This window comes from Pseudomonas sp. SB113, assembly GCF_040754745.1.
In the GTDB taxonomy this organism is placed as follows: domain Bacteria; phylum Pseudomonadota; class Gammaproteobacteria; order Pseudomonadales; family Pseudomonadaceae; genus Aquipseudomonas; species Aquipseudomonas grimontii.
The window spans coordinates 1-17,286 of sequence record NZ_JBFMHW010000048.1 but is presented as its reverse complement, the minus strand read 5'-3'; the positions used below and the strand labels follow the sequence as shown (position 1 = coordinate 17,286).

General features: G+C 59.6%; 19 protein-coding genes. 8 read left to right on the top strand and 11 right to left on the bottom strand.

Annotation, left to right across the window (positions count from 1 at the left end; all coding sequences use genetic code 11):
* Nucleotides 1–94: 94 nt before the first annotated feature.
* Together rssC and rssB are read right to left on the bottom strand one after the other, a co-directional pair.
* Complete coding sequence (gene rssC / locus AB1462_RS31200; protein ID WP_003172602.1) at nt 95–577, bottom strand: anti-sigma factor antagonist RssC; 483 nt, start codon at nt 575–577, stop codon at nt 95–97.
* Nucleotides 577–1,758, bottom strand: a complete 1,182-nt coding sequence (gene rssB / locus AB1462_RS31195) for a two-component system response regulator RssB (RefSeq protein ID WP_027604216.1) — start codon at nt 1,756–1,758, stop codon at nt 577–579. Before rssB ends, rssC begins: the two co-directional genes overlap by 1 nt.
* Nucleotides 1,759–2,034: 276 nt before the next feature.
* On the opposite strand from rssB, the gene AB1462_RS31190 reads away from it, so the two are divergent.
* A complete protein-coding gene (locus AB1462_RS31190) occupies nt 2,035–2,331 on the top strand; it encodes a PilZ domain-containing protein (RefSeq protein ID WP_053136506.1) in 297 nt (98 codons plus the stop codon).
* 61 nt (nt 2,332–2,392) lie between these two features.
* Here the strand turns inward: AB1462_RS31190 and AB1462_RS31185 are convergent, their stop codons facing one another.
* Nucleotides 2,393–3,082 carry a VacJ family lipoprotein gene (locus tag AB1462_RS31185; protein ID WP_259193589.1) on the bottom strand — a complete coding sequence of 230 codons (690 nt, stop codon included), beginning with the start codon at nt 3,080–3,082 and terminating at the stop codon, nt 2,393–2,395.
* Between the two features lie 195 nt (nt 3,083–3,277).
* Here AB1462_RS31185 and AB1462_RS31180 point away from each other — a divergent pair, with 195 nt between their 5' ends.
* On the top strand, nt 3,278–3,886 hold the full coding sequence (locus AB1462_RS31180; protein WP_259193590.1) for an HAD family phosphatase: 609 nt from the start codon (nt 3,278–3,280) through the stop codon (nt 3,884–3,886).
* Nucleotides 3,887–3,997: 111 nt separating this feature from the next.
* Complete coding sequence (locus AB1462_RS31175) at nt 3,998–4,264, top strand: DUF4404 family protein (RefSeq protein ID WP_090407715.1); 267 nt, start codon at nt 3,998–4,000, stop codon at nt 4,262–4,264.
* 137 nt (nt 4,265–4,401) lie between these two features.
* On the opposite strand, the gene queF is transcribed toward AB1462_RS31175, so the two are convergent.
* Nucleotides 4,402–5,232 (bottom strand): NADPH-dependent 7-cyano-7-deazaguanine reductase QueF, encoded by an 831-nt coding sequence (gene queF / locus AB1462_RS31170; RefSeq protein ID WP_367248919.1) that lies wholly within the window; start codon nt 5,230–5,232, stop codon nt 4,402–4,404.
* 66 nt (nt 5,233–5,298) lie between these two features.
* Nucleotides 5,299–5,820 (bottom strand): plastocyanin/azurin family copper-binding protein, encoded by a 522-nt coding sequence (locus AB1462_RS31165; RefSeq protein WP_065928149.1) that lies wholly within the window; start codon nt 5,818–5,820, stop codon nt 5,299–5,301.
* Nucleotides 5,821–5,976: 156 nt separating this feature from the next.
* Here AB1462_RS31165 and AB1462_RS31160 point away from each other — a divergent pair, with 156 nt between their 5' ends.
* Together AB1462_RS31160 and AB1462_RS31155 are read left to right on the top strand one after the other, a co-directional pair.
* Entirely contained in the window at nt 5,977–6,657 is a 681-nt protein-coding gene (locus AB1462_RS31160) for a heavy metal response regulator transcription factor (RefSeq protein WP_259193592.1), read from the top strand.
* Entirely contained in the window at nt 6,654–7,994 is a 1,341-nt protein-coding gene (locus AB1462_RS31155; RefSeq protein WP_090407727.1) for a heavy metal sensor histidine kinase, read from the top strand. Before AB1462_RS31160 ends, AB1462_RS31155 begins: the two co-directional genes overlap by 4 nt.
* A gap of 80 nt (nt 7,995–8,074) precedes the next feature.
* Here AB1462_RS31155 and AB1462_RS31150 read toward each other — a convergent pair whose 3' ends face one another.
* The 4 genes from AB1462_RS31150 to AB1462_RS31135 form a co-directional block, all read right to left on the bottom strand.
* Nucleotides 8,075–8,680, bottom strand: coding sequence for a YopT-type cysteine protease domain-containing protein (locus tag AB1462_RS31150; RefSeq protein ID WP_367248917.1), 606 nt, complete (start codon nt 8,678–8,680; stop codon nt 8,075–8,077).
* Between the two features lie 465 nt (nt 8,681–9,145).
* Nucleotides 9,146–10,390, bottom strand: coding sequence for a lipoprotein-releasing ABC transporter permease subunit (locus tag AB1462_RS31145; RefSeq protein ID WP_259193595.1), 1,245 nt, complete (start codon nt 10,388–10,390; stop codon nt 9,146–9,148).
* Nucleotides 10,391–10,448: 58 nt separating this feature from the next.
* A complete protein-coding gene (gene lolD, locus AB1462_RS31140) occupies nt 10,449–11,132 on the bottom strand; it encodes a lipoprotein-releasing ABC transporter ATP-binding protein LolD (protein ID WP_024074097.1) in 684 nt (227 codons plus the stop codon).
* 7 nt (nt 11,133–11,139) lie between these two features.
* On the bottom strand, nt 11,140–12,390 hold the full coding sequence (locus AB1462_RS31135) for a lipoprotein-releasing ABC transporter permease subunit (protein ID WP_053136532.1): 1,251 nt from the start codon (nt 12,388–12,390) through the stop codon (nt 11,140–11,142).
* A 94-nt stretch (nt 12,391–12,484) separates the two neighbouring features.
* Between AB1462_RS31135 and AB1462_RS31130 the strand changes: the two genes are divergently transcribed.
* Both AB1462_RS31130 and AB1462_RS31125 read left to right on the top strand, forming a co-directional pair.
* Entirely contained in the window at nt 12,485–13,069 is a 585-nt protein-coding gene (locus AB1462_RS31130; protein ID WP_090407739.1) for a PilZ domain-containing protein, read from the top strand.
* 46 nt (nt 13,070–13,115) lie between these two features.
* Entirely contained in the window at nt 13,116–13,838 is a 723-nt protein-coding gene (locus tag AB1462_RS31125) for a glycerophosphodiester phosphodiesterase family protein (protein WP_259193597.1), read from the top strand.
* Between the two features lie 42 nt (nt 13,839–13,880).
* Here the strand turns inward: AB1462_RS31125 and sthA are convergent, their stop codons facing one another.
* Entirely contained in the window at nt 13,881–15,275 is a 1,395-nt protein-coding gene (gene sthA, locus AB1462_RS31120; protein WP_090407744.1) for a Si-specific NAD(P)(+) transhydrogenase, read from the bottom strand.
* A gap of 188 nt (nt 15,276–15,463) precedes the next feature.
* Nucleotides 15,464–16,474, bottom strand: coding sequence for an FAD:protein FMN transferase (locus AB1462_RS31115; RefSeq protein WP_367248915.1), 1,011 nt, complete (start codon nt 16,472–16,474; stop codon nt 15,464–15,466).
* 63 nt (nt 16,475–16,537) lie between these two features.
* On the opposite strand from AB1462_RS31115, the gene AB1462_RS31110 reads away from it, so the two are divergent.
* A complete protein-coding gene (locus AB1462_RS31110) occupies nt 16,538–17,071 on the top strand; it encodes a chalcone isomerase family protein (RefSeq protein ID WP_315337379.1) in 534 nt (177 codons plus the stop codon).
* The last annotated feature ends 215 nt before the right edge of the window (nt 17,072–17,286 follow it).

Sequence of the window (17,286 nt, the reverse complement as noted above, 5' to 3'; positions counted from 1 at the left end):
GCGCAAGCGAGGCTGCGTCTGCGGTGTGTCAGGCAGGCCGCTGACGCAGCCTCGCTTGCGCTCGGCAGCTGCTACGTGCAGACGATCCCTGGGATCAGTGACGCTCGAGGGCGTTGACGAGGTCGTGGAAGGCTTCGCGGTTGGACTCATTGAGGCCCATCAGGATCTTGTGCGCTTCCAGCACCTTGACCCGTACGACTTCCTCGGACTGGTCCTGGGACGGCAGGTCGGTGAGGCATTCCGGGCACGGGATCGGGCGATCAACGATGTTGAACACCTGGTCGAAGCCCATGGACTGCAACAGACGAGTGATGTCTTCGTGGGTGGTGACGACGGTCGGCAACAGGCCGACCTTCTGCCGAGACAGAATGGACAACTTGGCCAACAGCCCAAGGGTGGTGCTATCGATGCTGCGGGTTTCGGTCAGATCGATCACGATCGCCGAGAAATTCAACGCTGTGAAAATCCGCTCAATCGTCGCATCCAGCGCCGAACACAAGGTCAGGCGCACTTCACCGACAAACTTCAGGACGAAGGTCCCGTCTTGCTCGGCGAATTGGATTCTTCCGGTACTCATCAAAGATTCCTGCTCAACACCAATAGGGCGATATCATCCGGCATCTCCCCTAGCGTGGCCAATCCAAAAACCTGCCGCAGGCCATCCAGGCTGCCGCCCGCCGACTTGACCTTTTGGGGCAAGGCGGCTTCTTTCTCTTTGAGTGTAGGCTCTGGAAGAAGGTCCAGGATGCCATCGGACATCAGCGTCAGGCTGAACGTCGGCGGCAGCTCCAGAATGTGGTCTTCGTAGGTGGCTTCATTGAACAAGCCTACGGGCAGACCACGCCCTTCCAGGTAACGCACACTGTCGGGAGTGTATAAAACAGGCATCGGCAGGTGACCGCCGATGCTGTAGGTCAAAAGACCGGTTTCTTCATCAATCACGCCGCCCACCATCGTCACGTGCTTGCCCAGCTTGCAGCTGATCAGGCCTCGGTTGATGTGGCCCAGCACCTCGGAGGGGGTGAACTCCGGCAAGGTGCCATTGCGCTTGGATTCGAACAACAGCCGTGTGGTCATGAACTTCAACAACACGGTGACAAAAGCAGAAGAAGCACCATGACCGGAGACATCGGCCAGGTAAAACGCGACACGCCGCTCGTCTACGCGGAAATAATCGACAAAATCTCCCGACAGGTACAACGACGGGATGATCTGGTGAGCAAACTGGAATTCGTCGATGGTCCAGGGGCTGACCGGCAGCATGTTCATCTGCACCTGGCGACCGGCGTTCTGGTCTTCCTGGAGCAGGTTAAGGCTGGCTTCGAGTTCGCGGTTGGCGGTTTCGAGCTTTTCGCGGTAGCGCTGGTTCTCGACCAGCAAGCGCGCACGATCCAACGCGCGGCGCACAGAGTGCTCCAGTACCGCCAGGTCTTCGAGGGGCTTGATCAGGTAGTCGGCAGCGCCGAGGCGCAGCGCCTCGACGGCATCGTTCATGACGCCAGCGCCGGACACGACAATCACCGGCGTCTGCGGGGCAAGCTCGGTCACCTGGCGAATCAGCTCCAAGCCGCCCATCTGGGGCATGCGCAGGTCGCAGATCACGAGGTCGGGCTGGTCGCGCTCGAATACCTGGAGACCCTGTTGGCCATTGCTGGCCTGCAGGACGCTGAAGCCACTGTCTTCCAAATAGGCTGCAAGGCTCGCGCGCACTACTTCGTCGTCATCGATTATCAGCAGCGTGGCACTGGTTTTTTGCATGTGGGCAAACGGCGCCAGAATTAGGTTGGCGTAGGTGGCTCGGCAATGGCCGGGCTCACGTACTGGATTCGCTTTCTAGCCTCTCTGTCCTACAAAGCATAGGCGTTTTGCCCACGCACAACTGTAAAGCAGAGGTGCCCTTCTAAGGCGCAGACGGTACTCCCATCCGCCAGGTGTTTCAAGCTCATGCCGATGGTCGCCGGGCGTCTTTACATCGCAAATCACCGGGAGTTATAAGAACAGCCACGACCACAACACAAAGTAAGGATGGAGCCGATGGGCGAACACGAGCGCGACTACGCCGAAAAACGCGATTTCATCCGCATGCGGGTGGATGCCGAAGTATCTTTGCTCCACGAAGGCCAGGAGATTGCCGGGGTTTGCGTGGACCTTTCCAGCTCCGGGATGCAGGTGCAGGCACCGCGCCAGTTCAACGTCGGAGACCTGCTCACCGTGCGCATTGATTCTGAGCATGCGGCGCTCAAGGGCCTGGAGGCAGACACTGAAGTGGTCTGGACCAAGACGGCAGGCGAAGAGCAACAGCTGGGCCTTAAGATCTTGAAAATGCGCTGAAACCCGCGCACAAAAAAGGCGACCGCCAGGGTCGCCTTTTTTCATTTCAAAACATCACAGCTTAAAAGTCGTCGACGACCTTGCCGTCCTTGACCTTGAACTCACGGTTCTGCAGGTAGGCATTACGGATAAAGGTGTACTTGTCGCCGGTGATCAGCTTCTCGCTGTCGAGCAGGCTGGCACGGGTGTCAACGATGTTCAGGCCCATGGTGCTGTTGCGCCAGCCGATATCGTTCATGTAGCGGTACGGTTGGGTGTAGCTGTCTACGTATTTGGACGGCGCATCACGCAGGGTGCTCGGGCCCAGCAGCGGGATCATCACGTAGGGACCGCTGCCTACACCCCAATAACCCAGGGTCTGGCCGAAGTCTTCATCACTGCGTTGCAGCCCCATTTTGGTGCCGACGTCGATAAAGCCCAGCACGCCGAACGTGGTGTTAACCAGCAAACGCGCAGTGTCGACCCCGGCATTGTGGGGCTTGAGCTGCAGCACGTTGTTGGCCAGGTTGCCGACGTCGCCGATGTTGCGGAAGAAGTTGTGGATACCGTCTTCGACAAATTGCGGGGTGATCCACTGATAGCCTTGGGCCAATGGCTTGAGGGCGTAGGTATCAACGGTGTCGTTAAAAGTGAAGATCGGGCGGTTGACGCTTTCCCATGGATCATCTTCCGATGCAGCCTGTGCAGCGAAAGGGGCCAGCAAGACAGTGGCACACACCGACAGCTGAGCGAAGTATTGGCTCCAGCGCATAGCTTTTGCTCCTTGAATGGTCTGTCATGGGCGCTATGCCCTGAATAAGGCCGTCAGTATATGACGGAAGTGTCCAATTAGGCAGCTGCTAGGAATACTCCTAACACAAATGGACAATTTTCCTACAATTCACCCGCCTGTCATCTGCTTGTCATCCTGCCCCGATAGCGTCACAGCTATTTCAGGGATGTCGACATGCCTCACGCCGAGATAGCCATCGCCAAAGCGCCCGCCTTGACCGCTGTTCTGTTTGGCCTGAGTGGTTGCCTGGTGGACTTTGGTTCCCAGGCGCGCACCGATTCCTCCTCCCCGGACTCCCAAGCCACGCCCGGCGCCCTGAAAATCCTGCGCAGCCTCAAGGAACAAGGCGTCCCCTGTGCCTGGCTGGATGAATTGCCGCCATCGGTGACCACACCACTGGCCGCCGTACTGCCCGGCTGGCTCAAGGCGGCATCCCCCTCCTCCATCCGCTGGCCCGCGCCCCATGCCTGCTGGCAAGCCTTGATGGAACTGAACATTGAGCGCCTGGAAGGTTGCGTACTGGTCAGCGGTGAACCGCGCTTGCTGCAATCGGGGCTGAATGCCGGGTTGTGGACCATTGGCCTGGCCTCCTGTGGTTCACTGTGCGGCCTGGCGCCTGAGCAGTGGCAGGCGCTGAGCGACAAGGAACGCGAGCACAAGCGCGGCAAAGCCACCGTTGAGCTATATGGGCTGGGGGTGCACTCGGTGATCGATCACCTTGGTGAACTCGGCACCTGCCTGGCTGACATCAGCCTGCGACAGCTCAAAGGCGAGAAGCCCTGATCGAGATCATGCACAGTCGACGCCCGTGGATTAATCTACAGGTCAGTCCGTAGACCTTTCACGGCGTGCCGCGGTCTATGCCAGTGCCTATCGATAAAAAGGAAGAACGTCATGCCTGATCGCAAAAAACTGGAAGAACAGGTCGAGATCCTGCGCGGGCAGTTGGAACAGGAACCGCCGCTGTCGGAAGAAAAACGTGAAGCGCTGGAGGCCTTGATTGCCAAGTTTGAATTACAACTTGAACTTGAACCGGCCACCCAGACACCCAGTATTTCCGACGATGTGAGTCAAGCTGCCATAGAGTTCGACGCCGAGCACCCGGTGATTTCCGGGACATTGCGCAATATTATGATCACCTTGGGCAATATGGGGATCTAACCCGAACCCAAGCCAGGCGCAGAACCAAAATGTGGGAGGGGGCTTGCTCCCGATGCAGTGGGTCAGGCACAACGACTGTGACTGACACTCCGCAATCGGGAGCAAGCCCCCTCCCACATTTGGTTTTGTGTGAAGGCTTATTGGCGAGCCAGGCGCACGTTCTGGAACGCCACATCCTCAGTACTGCGGTAAGGGTTGATATCCAACCCCCCCCGCCGCACATACCGCGCATACACCGTCAACTTCTCCGGCTTCAGCAGGCGCTGCAGATCGAGGAAGATCCGCTCAACACACTGCTCATGAAAGTCCGAGTGCTGGCGAAAGCTCACCAGGTATTCCAGCAAACTCGCGTGATCCAACGCCGCACCGCGGTACTCCACCACCACGCTGCCCCAGTCGGGCTGGCTGGTCACCGGGCAGTTGGACTTGAGTAGGTGGCTGTGCACGCTCTCCTCGACAATGCGCGACTCATCGCAACGCAGCAACTCCGGGCGCGGATGCTCATAGTTGCTGACGCGAATGTCCAAGTCGTCAATGCACACACCCGGCAGGGCCATCACGCCTTCGGCTTCAATCTCGGCCAGGCGGCGGATACGCACGCTGACCGGCTTGCCGGCGGCAGCGCTGAGGTCGGTACGCAGGGTCGCTTCCAGGCTTGGTGTATCGGCGAACGCGGTCTGGTTCAGCGAGTTGAGGTATAGCTTGAACGACTTGGACTCGATGATGTTCGGCGAGTCGGCCGGGATGCTGAATTCACCGATGGCCACCACCGGCTTGCCCGACGGCAGCAACCAGGACAACTCGAAGCAGTTCCAGAAGTCCACGCCCTTGTACGGCAGGGTCTCGGCGCTCAGGCCCAGCTCGGCCCATTTGGCGGCGCGTGGAATCGGGAACAGCAACGAAGGGGTGTAGGTGGAGATGTATTCACTGGACTTGCCCAGCGGCGAATGTTCGGCTGCGGGATGCATGGCGGAAACCTGGCTAAATAAACCGCGCCAGTCTACCAGCCTTTGCCCCCGCCCTTAAGAAACGCCTTACTCAACGGTCAGCTTACCGACCATGCCCGCCTGGTAATGCCCGGGGAGGTTGCAGGCAAACTCCAGGCCGGTGGCCTTGGTGAACGTCCAGGTCAGCTCAGCGGTCTTGCCGGGCTCCACCAGCACGCTGTTGGGGTCATCGTGTTTCATGCCGCCCATCTCACCGTGGCCCATGGCACTGTGATCCATCTTGCCCATTCCCGTGGACGTGAGCATGCCGCTGGCCTGCATCTGCAACATTTCCTTCTGGTGTTCGGCGTGCATCGCCGCGTCACCGAGGTTGAATTCATGCAGCAACTGGCCTTTATTGACCAGTACAAAGCGCACCGTCTCACCGGCTTTGACGTCCAGGGACTTGGGCGAAAAGGAAATGTCCTGCAGCGTCACTTCCACGGTACGCGTGGCCTTATCGGCCGGTGCCGGCTGACCGAACGCGTAGGTATGGGCCGCATCCGCCATTGCATTGAAACTCAACGCCAACAGGCAGCCCGCCAACAACAGGGGTGTACGCAATGCCATCTCGATTCTCCAAAAGTGTGCAACCTGCTTGGACAGCACTTTAAAATTGCGCCGCTGCCAGCCAGCTGACTGCTAGATTACAACTTTGTCAGGTTGCGCCCTTCCCCTGGCACCCACGGTATAAAGCCCCTCGTGAACTGTTGCCAAGAGCCGCCCATGAAATTGCTGATCGTCGAAGACCAACCGAAAACCGGCCACTATCTGCGTCAAGGCCTGGCCGAGGCTGGCTTTACCACCGAACTGGTGGCCGACGGCACCAGCGGCCAGCACCTGGCGCTGACCGGCGATTATGACTTGCTGATCCTGGACGTGATGCTGCCTGGTCGCGACGGTTGGCAAATCCTGCAAGCAGTGCGCAGTGCCGGCATGGAGATCCCGGTGCTATTCCTGACCGCCCGGGACGCTGTGGAAGACCGTGTGCATGGCCTGGAACTGGGCGCCGACGATTACCTGGTCAAGCCCTTCGCCTTCTCCGAACTGCTGGCGCGCGTGCGCACCCTGCTGCGCCGTGGCAGCAGTACGCCGCAGGAAACCGCCCTGCAATTGGCCGACCTGCGCCTGGACCTGATCCGCCGCCGCGTCGAACGGGGCGGCCAGCGCATCGACCTCACCGCCAAGGAGTTCTCCCTGCTGGAACTGCTGCTGCGCCGCCAGGGCGAAGTACTGCCCAAGTCGCTGATCGCCTCCCAGGTGTGGGACATGAATTTCGACAGCGACACCAACATCATCGAAGTCGCGATCCGGCGCCTGCGCCTAAAAGTCGACGACCCCTTCCCCACCAAGCTGATCCATACCGTGCGCGGCATGGGTTATGTGCTGGAGGAGCGGAGCCATTGATCCAGCGTCTGTCCCTGGCCAGCCGCCTGGCCCTGCTGTTTGCAGCCTGCACCGCAGTGGTCTCGCTGCTCGCGGGCGTGCTGTTCAACCATGCCAGCGAGGCGCACTTCATTGAGCTGGACCAACAGCAACTCGACAGTAAGCTGGTGGCGCTGCGCAGTACCTTGCAGGGTGTCGAATCGCTGGACTCATTCGCCCAACGCGAAGCGCAGCTGCGAGCCGAACTCAATCGCCAACCTGACCTGACATTACGCATCACCGCCGCCGGCCAGCGCTGGCTGGACGATGCGCCAAGCGTCACTCTGCCCGAGGCGCCGGGCCTGCACACCCTGCAAAACGCCGGCACCGACTACCGCGTGTACAACGCGCCCTTAAGGCCCGGCCAGCCCACTTCACCGCAGCTGACCCTGATGCTCGACATCACCCACCACCAGCACTTCCTGCAACGCATGCAGCATTTGATCTGGCTCACCGTCGGCCTGTCGGCCCTGGCCACCGCGCTGCTGGGCGCCTGGGCTGCACGCAGTGGCTTGCGCCCGTTGCGACGCATGGGCGAAGTGGCTGCCGGCGTATCGGCCCACTCCTTGACCCAGCGCCTGCCTCAACAGCAAATGCCGGCGGAATTGGCCGAACTGGCCCAGGCCTTCAATGCCATGCTGGGTCGGCTGGACGACGCATTCCAGCGCCTTTCAGCGTTCTCCGCCGATATCGCCCATGAACTGCGCACGCCGCTGTCGAACCTGCTGACCCAGACCCAGGTCATCCTCACCCAGCCGCGCCCGCTGGAGGACTACCGCGAGGCGCTGCACAGCAATCTGGAAGAGTTGCAATGGATGGCGCAACTGGTCAACGACATGCTGTACCTGGCCAAGGCGGACCATGGTTTGTTGGTGCCCAAACGTGAGGCCCTGAACCTGGCGATTGAAGTGGATGCCCTGTTGGAATTTTTCGCTTTGCTGGCGGAGGAGGCCCAAGTCAGCCTGGTGCGCGAAGGCACTGCCCATACCCTGGGTGATCGCGGCATGTTGCGTCGGGCGCTTTCGAACTTGCTCGATAACGCACTGCGGTTTACGCCCGCGGGCGGTGAAGTGCGTGTGAGTCTGGTGGAGGGTGTATCGGTGAAGGTTGAGAACAGCGGCGAAGGCATTCCACCAGAGCTGCTACCGAGATTGTTCGACCGATTCTATCGGGCCGATCCGGCGCGCCATGAAGGCAGCAGCGAGCATGCCGGGCTGGGACTGGCGATTACCCAGTCGATTGTAAGAGCGCATGGGGGGAAGATTTTTTGTGAATCAGAGGCGGGATGCACAAGGTTTATAATTGAGCTGCACGGGTAAGGCCAATCGCCAACAGCTTCTAAGGGATCTGAATCCGCACCTAAGATAAAGAGCCACCTATAAGAATCGGCGAAATCTAATCAACCGAAAGAATACATAGAATAATAACTTAGCACCCCCGCACTGCTGTACCCCATGAACGTCAAGTATCTCGACAGCCATAGCCTAAATACAGATTCTTTTGGAAATACGAACTCGCCCGCATTAGGATCCATGAAGACAAACTGCGTTTGACTAACCAGAATGCCCATCGCATGAGCACCACCGAGGCCGTAGATGGCGAGACATACATATCGGCCACGCACCCGTAACAGTGAGTTGACTAAATCAGCCGCACTCACTTGACCAATATCCCCTTCGTCTTGCTCTAAAGTGCGCAACACCAAGCCCGCCGAGGACATTCCCGCTTGGATCTTGGATTTCTTATCTGCAACAGTGCCTTTTAGATTAATCATGTTTTGACGCGCCATGAGAAAACGTACGCGATGCTTCCCCGAGTCGCTATTGAACGACTCCCAGAAATCAATACTATTACGCTTACATCGCAACCAGTCGATCGTCATGCCATGACACCAACCTCTTTTCGTCAAATCATAGCTGAGCTTCGCAGGGTCATTGTCTTGTTCATAATCTTTAACGATCTCCACATCAAATTTTTGACATAAATGCAGTAACCATCCATCCATATTCACACTCCCCGTAACCACTCGTAACTTTCCAGCTTTGCGCGCCATACTCACAGGTTCATTCAGGCGCTCTAAACCGACAGTCATTATTCTACGAAGAATGTTCCTTAAAACCAGTCATCAATCATGGTTAATTAACTAATAAGGAAAATCCTACCCCCACCGAAAATACCGGGAGTGACTGGACTGCTGGGACTGGTGATGTGACCGCGCACGACGCTGATCATTTACAGCTGTGCCGGCCGAAGAAAATCTTTGTATGTGCAGGCCGGCCACCCTTGGCCAATTGGGCGCATGCAATACCAGACGAGGCAACCGTAAAGTTGCCTGCAGAGGGAAGGTGTTGATACGGCCAAGCTGTCTTAGTGCAAAAACCTGCTAAGGACTTGGCCGTAAACAAAGTATCTACAGGTACAGTGCACTCCCCTGTAAAAACTGATTGACCGACGACGACAGTGTCAAATGTTACGAATATCTCAAGGCATGCGCCGGCTCAATCTTCGCCGCCCGATACGCCGGGTAAATCGTCGCCAGGAAGCTCAACACAAACCCGGCCGTACAAATCAGCACCACATCGCCACTTTGCAGCTCCGAAGGCAGGTTGCTGACGAAGTACACGTCCGAACTGAAAATATGCTGCCCGCTCACCCGCTCCAGCCAGCCTACCAGCTCACTCACGTTGAGCGCCGCAAGCACGCCCAGCACGCCGCCGATCAAGGTGCCGACAATGCCGATCACCGTGCCCTGCACCATGAAGATCGCCATGATCTGCCGTGGCGTGGCGCCGATGGTGCGCAGGATTGCGATGTCCGCGCCCTTGTCGTTCACCACCATGATCAGCGTGGCGATGATGTTGAACGCCGCGACGGCGACGATCATCAGCAACAACAGGCCGATCATGGTCTTTTCCATCTTCATCGCGCTGAACAGGCTGCCCTGGGTGTGGGTCCAGTCATCGGGCTTGTAGCCGCTGCCGAGGCTGGCGGCGATGTCCGCCGAGACCTGGGGCGCTGCGTACAGGTCTTTCAACGCCAGGCGCACGCTCTGCACCTGGTTCGGCTGCCAATGCTGTATCTCGGCAGCGTCAGCCATGTGGATCAAGGCCATGGAACCATCCAGCTCGGCGCCGACCTTGAAGATACCCACCACGTTCAGACGCTGCATGCGCGGGGTGATACCACCGGGCGCGCTGCTGATTTCCGGGACGATCAGGGTCAGTTTGTCACCCACATTCAGGCGAAAACGCCGAGCGGTGATTTCGCCGACCACCACGCCGAACTCACCGGGCTTCAGGTCCTCCAGTTTGCCCTGCACGATATGTTGGGCCACGATCGACACCTTGCCTTCCTGGGCCGGATCGACGCCGCTGATCTCAATCGGCTGCATCGCACCCTTGTAGGAGAACATGCCATCCATCTGAGTGAACGGTACTGCGGCGGTCACTTGCGGGTTCTTCATCGCCGCAGCGGCCACCGGCTGCCAATCATCGATCGGGTTGACCCCGACGATGGTGGCGTGGGGCACCATGCCAAGGATGCGCGAGCTCATTTCGCGCTGGAAGCCGTTCATCACCGACAGCACCACGATCATCGCCAGCACGCCCAGGGCGAGGCCGATCATCGACGTCATCGAGATAAACGAAACAAAACGGTTGCGGCGCTTGGCGCGGGTATAGCGCGTGCCGATGAAAATCGATAACGGTCTGAACATTCGCGGGCACCGTTGGAAAAATAGAAAACCCGGCGTCAGGCACCGGGCTTGAAACAGGTCAGATGGCGACCAGATGACCTTCCTGCAGGTGCAGCACGCGGTCCATCTGGCGGGCCATGCTCATGTCATGGGTCACCACCAGGAACGCGGTGCGCATCTGGGTGCTCAGTTCCAACATCAAGTCCTTGATGCCCTGGGCGGTGTGGGAGTCGAGGTTGCCGGTAGGCTCGTCGAGCATCACCAGGCCCGGGTTGTTCACCAGGGCACGGGCAATCGCCACGCGCTGGCGCTCGCCACCGGACAGTTCGGCCGGTTTGTGCTCCAGGCGATGACCGAGGCCGACGCGCTCGAGCAACGCCTTGGCACGCTGGCGCGCTTCCGGGATCGCGGTCTTGCCGATCAACAGCGGCATGCACACGTTTTCCAGGGCGGTGAATTCCGGCAACAGGTGGTGGAACTGGTACACAAAGCCCAACGAGCGGTTGCGCAACTGGCCACGGGCCTTTTCATTCAAGGCCGACAGTTCTTCACCGGCCAGCCATACGCTGCCCTGGGACGGCGTATCGAGGCCGCCCAACAGGTTGAGCAAGGTACTTTTGCCGGAACCGGAACTGCCGACGATCGCCACGCGCTCGCCGGGGTGCAGTTCCAGTTGCAGGTTGGACAGCACCACAACCGACTCCGGGCCTTCCTCGTAGGATTTGCCCAGGTTGCGGCAGCTCAGGATTGCTTTTTCACTCATGCCCGATTCACTCATAACGTAAGGCCTGTGCTGGCTGGGTACGTGCCGCGCGCCAGGCTGGATACAGGGTGGCAAGGAAACTCAGGACCAACGCGGCGCCGCCGACCATCAGCACATCCTGGGCCTGAACCTGGGATGGCAAGTAATCGATGAAGTAGACGTCGGCGTTGAGAAACTTGTGGCCGATCACCTTTTCAAGCAAGGCGATGGCGGCGCTGACGTTCAGCGCGGCCAAAATGCCCACCGCCGTGCCGATCAAGGTGCCGACCACGCCAATCACGGTGCCCTGCACCATGAAGATCGCCATGATCTGCCCAGGCGTGGCGCCCAGGGTACGCAGGATGGCGATGTCGCCTTTCTTGTCATTCACCACCATCACCAGCGTGGAGATGATGTTGAAGGCGGCGACGGCGACGATCAGCAGCAACAGCAGGCCGATCATGGCTTTTTCCATGCGGATGGCCTGGTACAGGTTGCCGTGGGTGCGGGTCCAGTCGCGGGCGTAGTACTGGCTTTCACCCAGGTGCTGGGCGATGTCCCAGGCGCCGCGCGGGGCGTCGAACAGGTCGTTGAACTTGAGGCGCAGGCCCTGCACCTGGTCCGGCTGCCAGCGATGCAGGCGGGCCAGGTCGGTGAGGTTGGTCAGGCCGAGGTAGCCGTCGATCTCGCCGGCGCCGACGTGGAAGGTGCCGACCACGGTAAAGCGCTTCATGCGCGGGAACATCCCGGCCGGCGTCACGGTGACTTCCGGCGCGACGAAGGTCAGCTTGTCGCCGATGCCCACGCCGAGCTTGGCCGCCGCCTTGTCACCGATGACGATGCCAAAACTGCCGGGCGCCAGATCGTCGAGTTTGCCCTGCAACATGAACTTGTCGATGATCGAGACGTTGCGTTCCTGGGCCGGGTCGATGGCATTGAGCAGGATTTTCTGCACCTTGCCGTCGTTGGTCAGCAGCCCCTGCATCTGGGTAAACGGCGCGACGGCCACTACCTTGGGGTTCTGCTTGACCTTGGCGGCCAGGCTTTGCCAGTCGCTGATGGGCGCATCGCCTTCAATGGTCGCGTGGGGCACCATGCCCAGCACGCGGGTGCGCATCTCATGATCGAAGCCGTTCATCACCGACAGCACCACGATCATCACGACCACGCCAAGGGCGAGACCGATCATCGAGGTCAAGGAAATGAACGACACAAAATGATTGCGACGCTTTGCACGGGTATAACGCGTGCCAATAAATACGAAGAGAGGTCTGAACATGTCGGGGCTTGTTCGGAGGAAAAGAAGACGTCCCGGTGGCGGGGTCTGGTAAGCAGCTTTACACTCAGACCATTACCGCTAGCTGGGGTTCGCCATGTCGACATTAGATGAAGAAGAACGCCGCGAATACTACCGTATCGACGACATGATCGCACTTCAAATCAAAAGCCTGTCTGCCCCCGAGGCGGCGAGCAAGGAAGTATTGCTGGATGATTCACCGCTGTTCAATCTGCTCAGCGAACTGCACCTGAGCGAATTTGAAGCCCAGCACCTGCTGCGCCAGCTCAGCGAGAAGGATCGCACCCTCGTCGCCTTCCTGCGCGTGCAGAACAAACGCTTGGACCTGCTCAGCCAGATCATGGCCCGCGGCCTGCTGGATGAGGTCGGCGCGCCGCAGCCGGTGATCATTTCCGAAGGCGGCCTCGACTTCCAACACCCCTCCCCCCTGACTGTCGGTGCGCACCTGGCGGTCAAGCTGGTGCTGATGCCCCAGGCGCTCGGCCTGCTGCTGCGCGCGCGGGTCACCCATTGCGATCCCAAGGGCACGGGCTTTGACGTAGGCACGGAATTCGAAGCCATGACCGATGCCCAACGCCAGCTGCTGGCGCGCTACATCCTGCAGAAACAGGCGCAGGAACGGCGCCTGGCACGGGAACAGAGCGACGCCCAAGACACCTGAACTCTCGAATTCACCCCGCCAGACAACCTGGCGTAAAGGAGCAACTGTGACCCTGATCTACGGCCACCGCGGTGCCAAAGGCGAAGCACCGGAAAACACCCTGACCAGCTTCCAGGAGTGCCTCAAGCACGGTGTACGCCGCTGCGAACTGGATTTGCACCTGTCCATGGACGGCGAGCTGATGGTCATCCACGACCCGACCCTCAAGCGCACCACGGACCGGCGCGGCAAAGTCGTTGAGTATTCGGCGGCAGACCTGGTGAAGATGGACGCGCGCAAGGGCGGCCCGGGCTGGGTCAAGCCTTGCCCGATTCCACGCCTGGAAGCGCTGTTCGAACAGTGCGACTTCGATCACTGGCAACTGGAAGTCAAAAGCGCCTCGCGCACCCGCGCCGCGACCACGGTGCTGGCAATTCGTGAGATGGCCGTGCGTTTCGGCCTGATGGACAAGGTCACCGTGACCTCAAGCTCGCGGGAAGTGTTGAAAGCAGCGGTTGAGCTCACTCCCGACCTGTCACGCGGGCTGGTCGCCGAATATGCCTGGCTCGACCCGCTGAAGGTCGCGCAAAACTACGGCTGTGAGATGCTGGCGTTGAACTGGACGTTGTGCACCCCCGAGCGTCTGGAAAAAGCCCAGCGCCAGGGCCTGCACGTGTCCGTGTGGACAGTCAACGAACCTGCGCTGATGCGCAGGCTCGCCGACTTCGGCGTAGATAGCCTGATTACAGACTTTCCCGGTTTGGCCACTGCCACCCTCGAGAATTACTGAAATCGGTCTCCCCGGCCGGCTCAGGCCACCGGCCGGAGCCGCTCAAAAAAGCCGGTTGAGGCCGTCGTAGGCCGCTACCCGATAGGCTTCAGCCATGGTCGGGTAGTTGAACGTGGTGTTGACAAAATACTTGAGGGTATTTTGCTCGCCCGGCTGGTTCATGATCGCCTGGCCGATGTGCACGATCTCCGACGCCTGGTAGCCGAAGCAATGCACGCCGAGGACTTCCAGGGTTTCGCGGTGGAACAGAATCTTCAGCATGCCTTGCGGCTCACCGGCGATCTGCGCACGCGCCATGCTCTTGAAGAACGCCTTGCCGACTTCATAAGGCACCTTGGCCTTGGTCAGTTCGTGCTCGTTCTTGCCGATCGAGCTGATCTCGGGAATCGTGTAGATCCCGGTCGGCACGTCGTTCACATAACGCCAGCTGCCGTTGTCGACGATGCTGCCAGCGGCCGAACGGCCCTGGTCATGCGCCGCACTGGCCAGGCTTGGCCAGCCGATCACGTCACCGGCACCGTAGATGTTGGTCACGCAGGTGCGGTAGTTCTCGTCGACTTCGATCTGGCCACGGTTGTTGACCTTGACCCCGATGTTTTCCATGCCCAGCTTGTCGGTGTTGCCGGTACGGCCATTGCACCACAACAAGGCGTCGGCCTTGATCTTCTTGCCGGACTTGAGGTGCAGGATCACACCGTTGTCCAGGCCTTCGACCCGCTCGTACTCTTCGTTGTGACGCACGGTGATGTTGTTGTTGCTGAAGTGGTAGCTCAACGCCTGGGAAATTTCCGAGTCGAGGAAGCTCAGCAACTGGTCGCGGTTATCCACCAGTTCCACCAGCACGCCCAGGCCGCTGAAGATCGAGGCGTATTCACAGCCGATCACGCCGGCGCCGTAGATGATCAGTTTGCGCGGGGTGTGGCCCAGGCTGAGGATGGTGTCGCTATCGTAGATACGCGGGTGGTGGAAATCGATGTCAGCCGGGCGATACGGGCGCGAACCGGTGGCGATGATGATGTGCTTGGCCACCAGCGTCTCGACCACGCCGTTGGCGCATACCACTTCGACGGTTTGCTCGTCGGCGAAGCTGCCGGTGCCGAAGAACAGGTCGACACGGTTACGCGCGTAGTAACCGGTACGCGAAGCCACCTGCTTGGAGATGACCTTCTCGGCGCTTTTCAGCACGTCCGGGAACGAGAACCAGCGCGGCTCGCCAATGGCCCGGAACATCGGGTTGGTGTTGAACTGCATGATCTGGCGCACCGAGTGACGCAAGGCCTTGGACGGGATGGTACCCAGGTGGGTGCAGTTACCGCCGACCTGGCGACGGCTATCGACCATCGCCACCTTGCGCCCTGCCTTCGCGGCGTTCATTGCCGCACCTTCTCCAGCCGGGCCGGAACCCAGTACCACCACGTCGTAGTTGTAGACAGCCATGCGTACTCCTCAGAACAGGCCAGGCGCACGGTTGGACGCCTGGCTAAATCATGCCGCGGCCAGCGGTCATGAAGGACAATTTGGCTCAAGTGTGTGAACCGGGGCACAGTCTATATAAGGCTCAACGCCGCGCACATTAACCCTTGGTCGCGTCGTAGGCCAGTTTTGCCTTTACTACACACGGCTGATTACGGTTTCAGCGCCGTCAGTTGCTCGAACGCGTGGTTAGTGCGTGTGACGAAGCCGTCCCCTTCGCGCCTCACAAAAAAGGCCGCGATGCCGTGCTGCTCAGCATAGTCCCAGCCTTGCTCAGGCCCGAGGATGAGCAGCAACGTCGACAAACCATCCGCCATCAACGCCGAAGGGTGCAATACGGTCACCGAGGCCAATTGATGGGTGATCGGCGTACCGGTGCGCGCATCCAGCGTGTGGGAATAACGCCGACCATCCTGCTGGAAATAATTGCGATAGTCACCTGACGTCGACACGCCAAAGCCGTTCACATTGAGGATTTTCTCGGCGACCTGCTGATCGTCACGCGGTTCTTCGAGGGCAATACGCCAAGGTGCGCCGTCAGGTTTATGGCCGGCGGCCTTGAGTTCGCCGGTGGCTTCGACGAGATAGTCCTGGACGCCCTGGTGGGTGAGCAGCTCGGCGATTCGATCGACTGCGTAGCCGGCAGCGATGCTGTTGAAGTCGACTTCGACCGCGGCGTCCTTGCACAGCTGCTCACCGTTTATGCGCAAATGCTGATGGCCGACTCGCTGGCGGACTTGCGCCAGCGTCATGGCATCCGGCACCTTCAACTCACGCGCCTGGGGACCGAAGCCCCACAGGTTCAGCAGCGGCTCGACCGTCAGGTCAAACGCACCGTCGCCCCCCTGGGACAGCTGCTCGCCGGTGCGCACCAAGAGCAGGATCGGCGCAGGCATGAGCTGACAGCTGTTCGTCGGCAGGCGGTTGAAACGCGCGATAGCGGAGTCGCTGCGGTAGGTTGACATCTGCCGGTCAACTTCGCCCAATAGACTTTCCACCTGGCGCTGGAGTTCTTGCGGGCCTGGCGTGCTCGATGTCCTGACGTACTGGATCGAATACGTACTGCCCATGGTTGGCCCGCCAAAGCGCTCCAGCGAATCGCCGCCGCATCCGGTGAGCAGCGCCACCGCACAGAACATCACCATTTGACGCAGATTGCTCATAAACCCTGCCACTGCCGGAATTGAATTAACCTGAAGGCACGCACCTTTTCAGGACCGACCATTATGCGGCATGTCGTTTTGTGTTTATTGCTGATGTTCTCGATCCCGACGTTCGCCAATGAGGCAGATCGCCTCACCCAGGCGAATTTTCCGGCGCAGTCCCAACAGTTGGCGTTGAAAAACCAGGCCGTGCTGACCTATCTCTGGGCCGATGTCTATGCAGCGGCGCTGTATGCCCCGGCGGACCTGGGTGCGAAGCAGGCGTGGGACCAGCAAAAGGCGTTGCGCCTTGTGCTGTACTACTTTCGCGATATCGACCGTAGCGACGTGATAAAAGCGGCCAACACGACACTGGAACGCCAGCAAGCCAGCGCCCGCTTGAAGCCCGAGCTGGACCAGCTGCACACCAGCTTTCGTAACATCCGCAGCGGTGATCGCTACGCCCTGGACTTTCACCCGGGCCGTGGCCTGAATTTGGAGATCAATGACCAAGTGGTGTTCAGCAGTCGCAATGACGCGCTGGCAAGAGCCTACCTGGGCATCTGGCTGGCACCCAAGGGCTTGTCGGATGAGTTGCGCGGCAAATTGCTGAAATGAAAAAGGGTGCCAGGTGCAGATGTTGCAGCTGAACCACCGCTATCGGGGGCAAGCCCCCTCCCACATTTGAATCTATTCGCAAATCCAAGTGTGGGAGGGGGCTTGCCTCCGATGAGCATAGGTATCTACACAATTTTCAGAGACTGGCGAGTTCCCCTGTGGCGAGCGGGCTTGTCCCGCGTTGGGCTGCTACGCAGCCCAACGCGGGACAAGCC

Bases quoted from the DNA above. Each gene is read 5' to 3' on its own strand.
- rssC (WP_003172602.1), bottom strand. From the start codon at position 577: ATGAGTACCGGAAGAATCCAATTCGCCGAGCAAGACGGGACCTTCGTC.
- rssB (WP_027604216.1), bottom strand. From the start codon at position 1,758: ATGCAAAAAACCAGTGCCACGCTGCTGATAATCGATGACGACGAAGTA.
- AB1462_RS31190 (WP_053136506.1), top strand. From the start codon at position 2,035: ATGGGCGAACACGAGCGCGACTACGCCGAAAAACGCGATTTCATCCGC.
- AB1462_RS31185 (WP_259193589.1), bottom strand. From the start codon at position 3,082: ATGCGCTGGAGCCAATACTTCGCTCAGCTGTCGGTGTGTGCCACTGTC.
- AB1462_RS31180 (WP_259193590.1), top strand. From the start codon at position 3,278: ATGCCTCACGCCGAGATAGCCATCGCCAAAGCGCCCGCCTTGACCGCT.
- AB1462_RS31175 (WP_090407715.1), top strand. From the start codon at position 3,998: ATGCCTGATCGCAAAAAACTGGAAGAACAGGTCGAGATCCTGCGCGGG.
- queF (WP_367248919.1), bottom strand. From the start codon at position 5,232: ATGCATCCCGCAGCCGAACATTCGCCGCTGGGCAAGTCCAGTGAATAC.
- AB1462_RS31165 (WP_065928149.1), bottom strand. From the start codon at position 5,820: ATGGCATTGCGTACACCCCTGTTGTTGGCGGGCTGCCTGTTGGCGTTG.
- AB1462_RS31160 (WP_259193592.1), top strand. From the start codon at position 5,977: ATGAAATTGCTGATCGTCGAAGACCAACCGAAAACCGGCCACTATCTG.
- AB1462_RS31150 (WP_367248917.1), bottom strand. From the start codon at position 8,680: ATGGATGGATGGTTACTGCATTTATGTCAAAAATTTGATGTGGAGATC.
- AB1462_RS31145 (WP_259193595.1), bottom strand. From the start codon at position 10,390: ATGTTCAGACCGTTATCGATTTTCATCGGCACGCGCTATACCCGCGCC.
- lolD (WP_024074097.1), bottom strand. From the start codon at position 11,132: ATGAGTGAAAAAGCAATCCTGAGCTGCCGCAACCTGGGCAAATCCTAC.
- AB1462_RS31135 (WP_053136532.1), bottom strand. From the start codon at position 12,390: ATGTTCAGACCTCTCTTCGTATTTATTGGCACGCGTTATACCCGTGCA.
- AB1462_RS31130 (WP_090407739.1), top strand. From the start codon at position 12,485: ATGTCGACATTAGATGAAGAAGAACGCCGCGAATACTACCGTATCGAC.
- sthA (WP_090407744.1), bottom strand. From the start codon at position 15,275: ATGGCTGTCTACAACTACGACGTGGTGGTACTGGGTTCCGGCCCGGCT.
- AB1462_RS31115 (WP_367248915.1), bottom strand. From the start codon at position 16,474: ATGAGCAATCTGCGTCAAATGGTGATGTTCTGTGCGGTGGCGCTGCTC.
- AB1462_RS31110 (WP_315337379.1), top strand. From the start codon at position 16,538: ATGCGGCATGTCGTTTTGTGTTTATTGCTGATGTTCTCGATCCCGACG.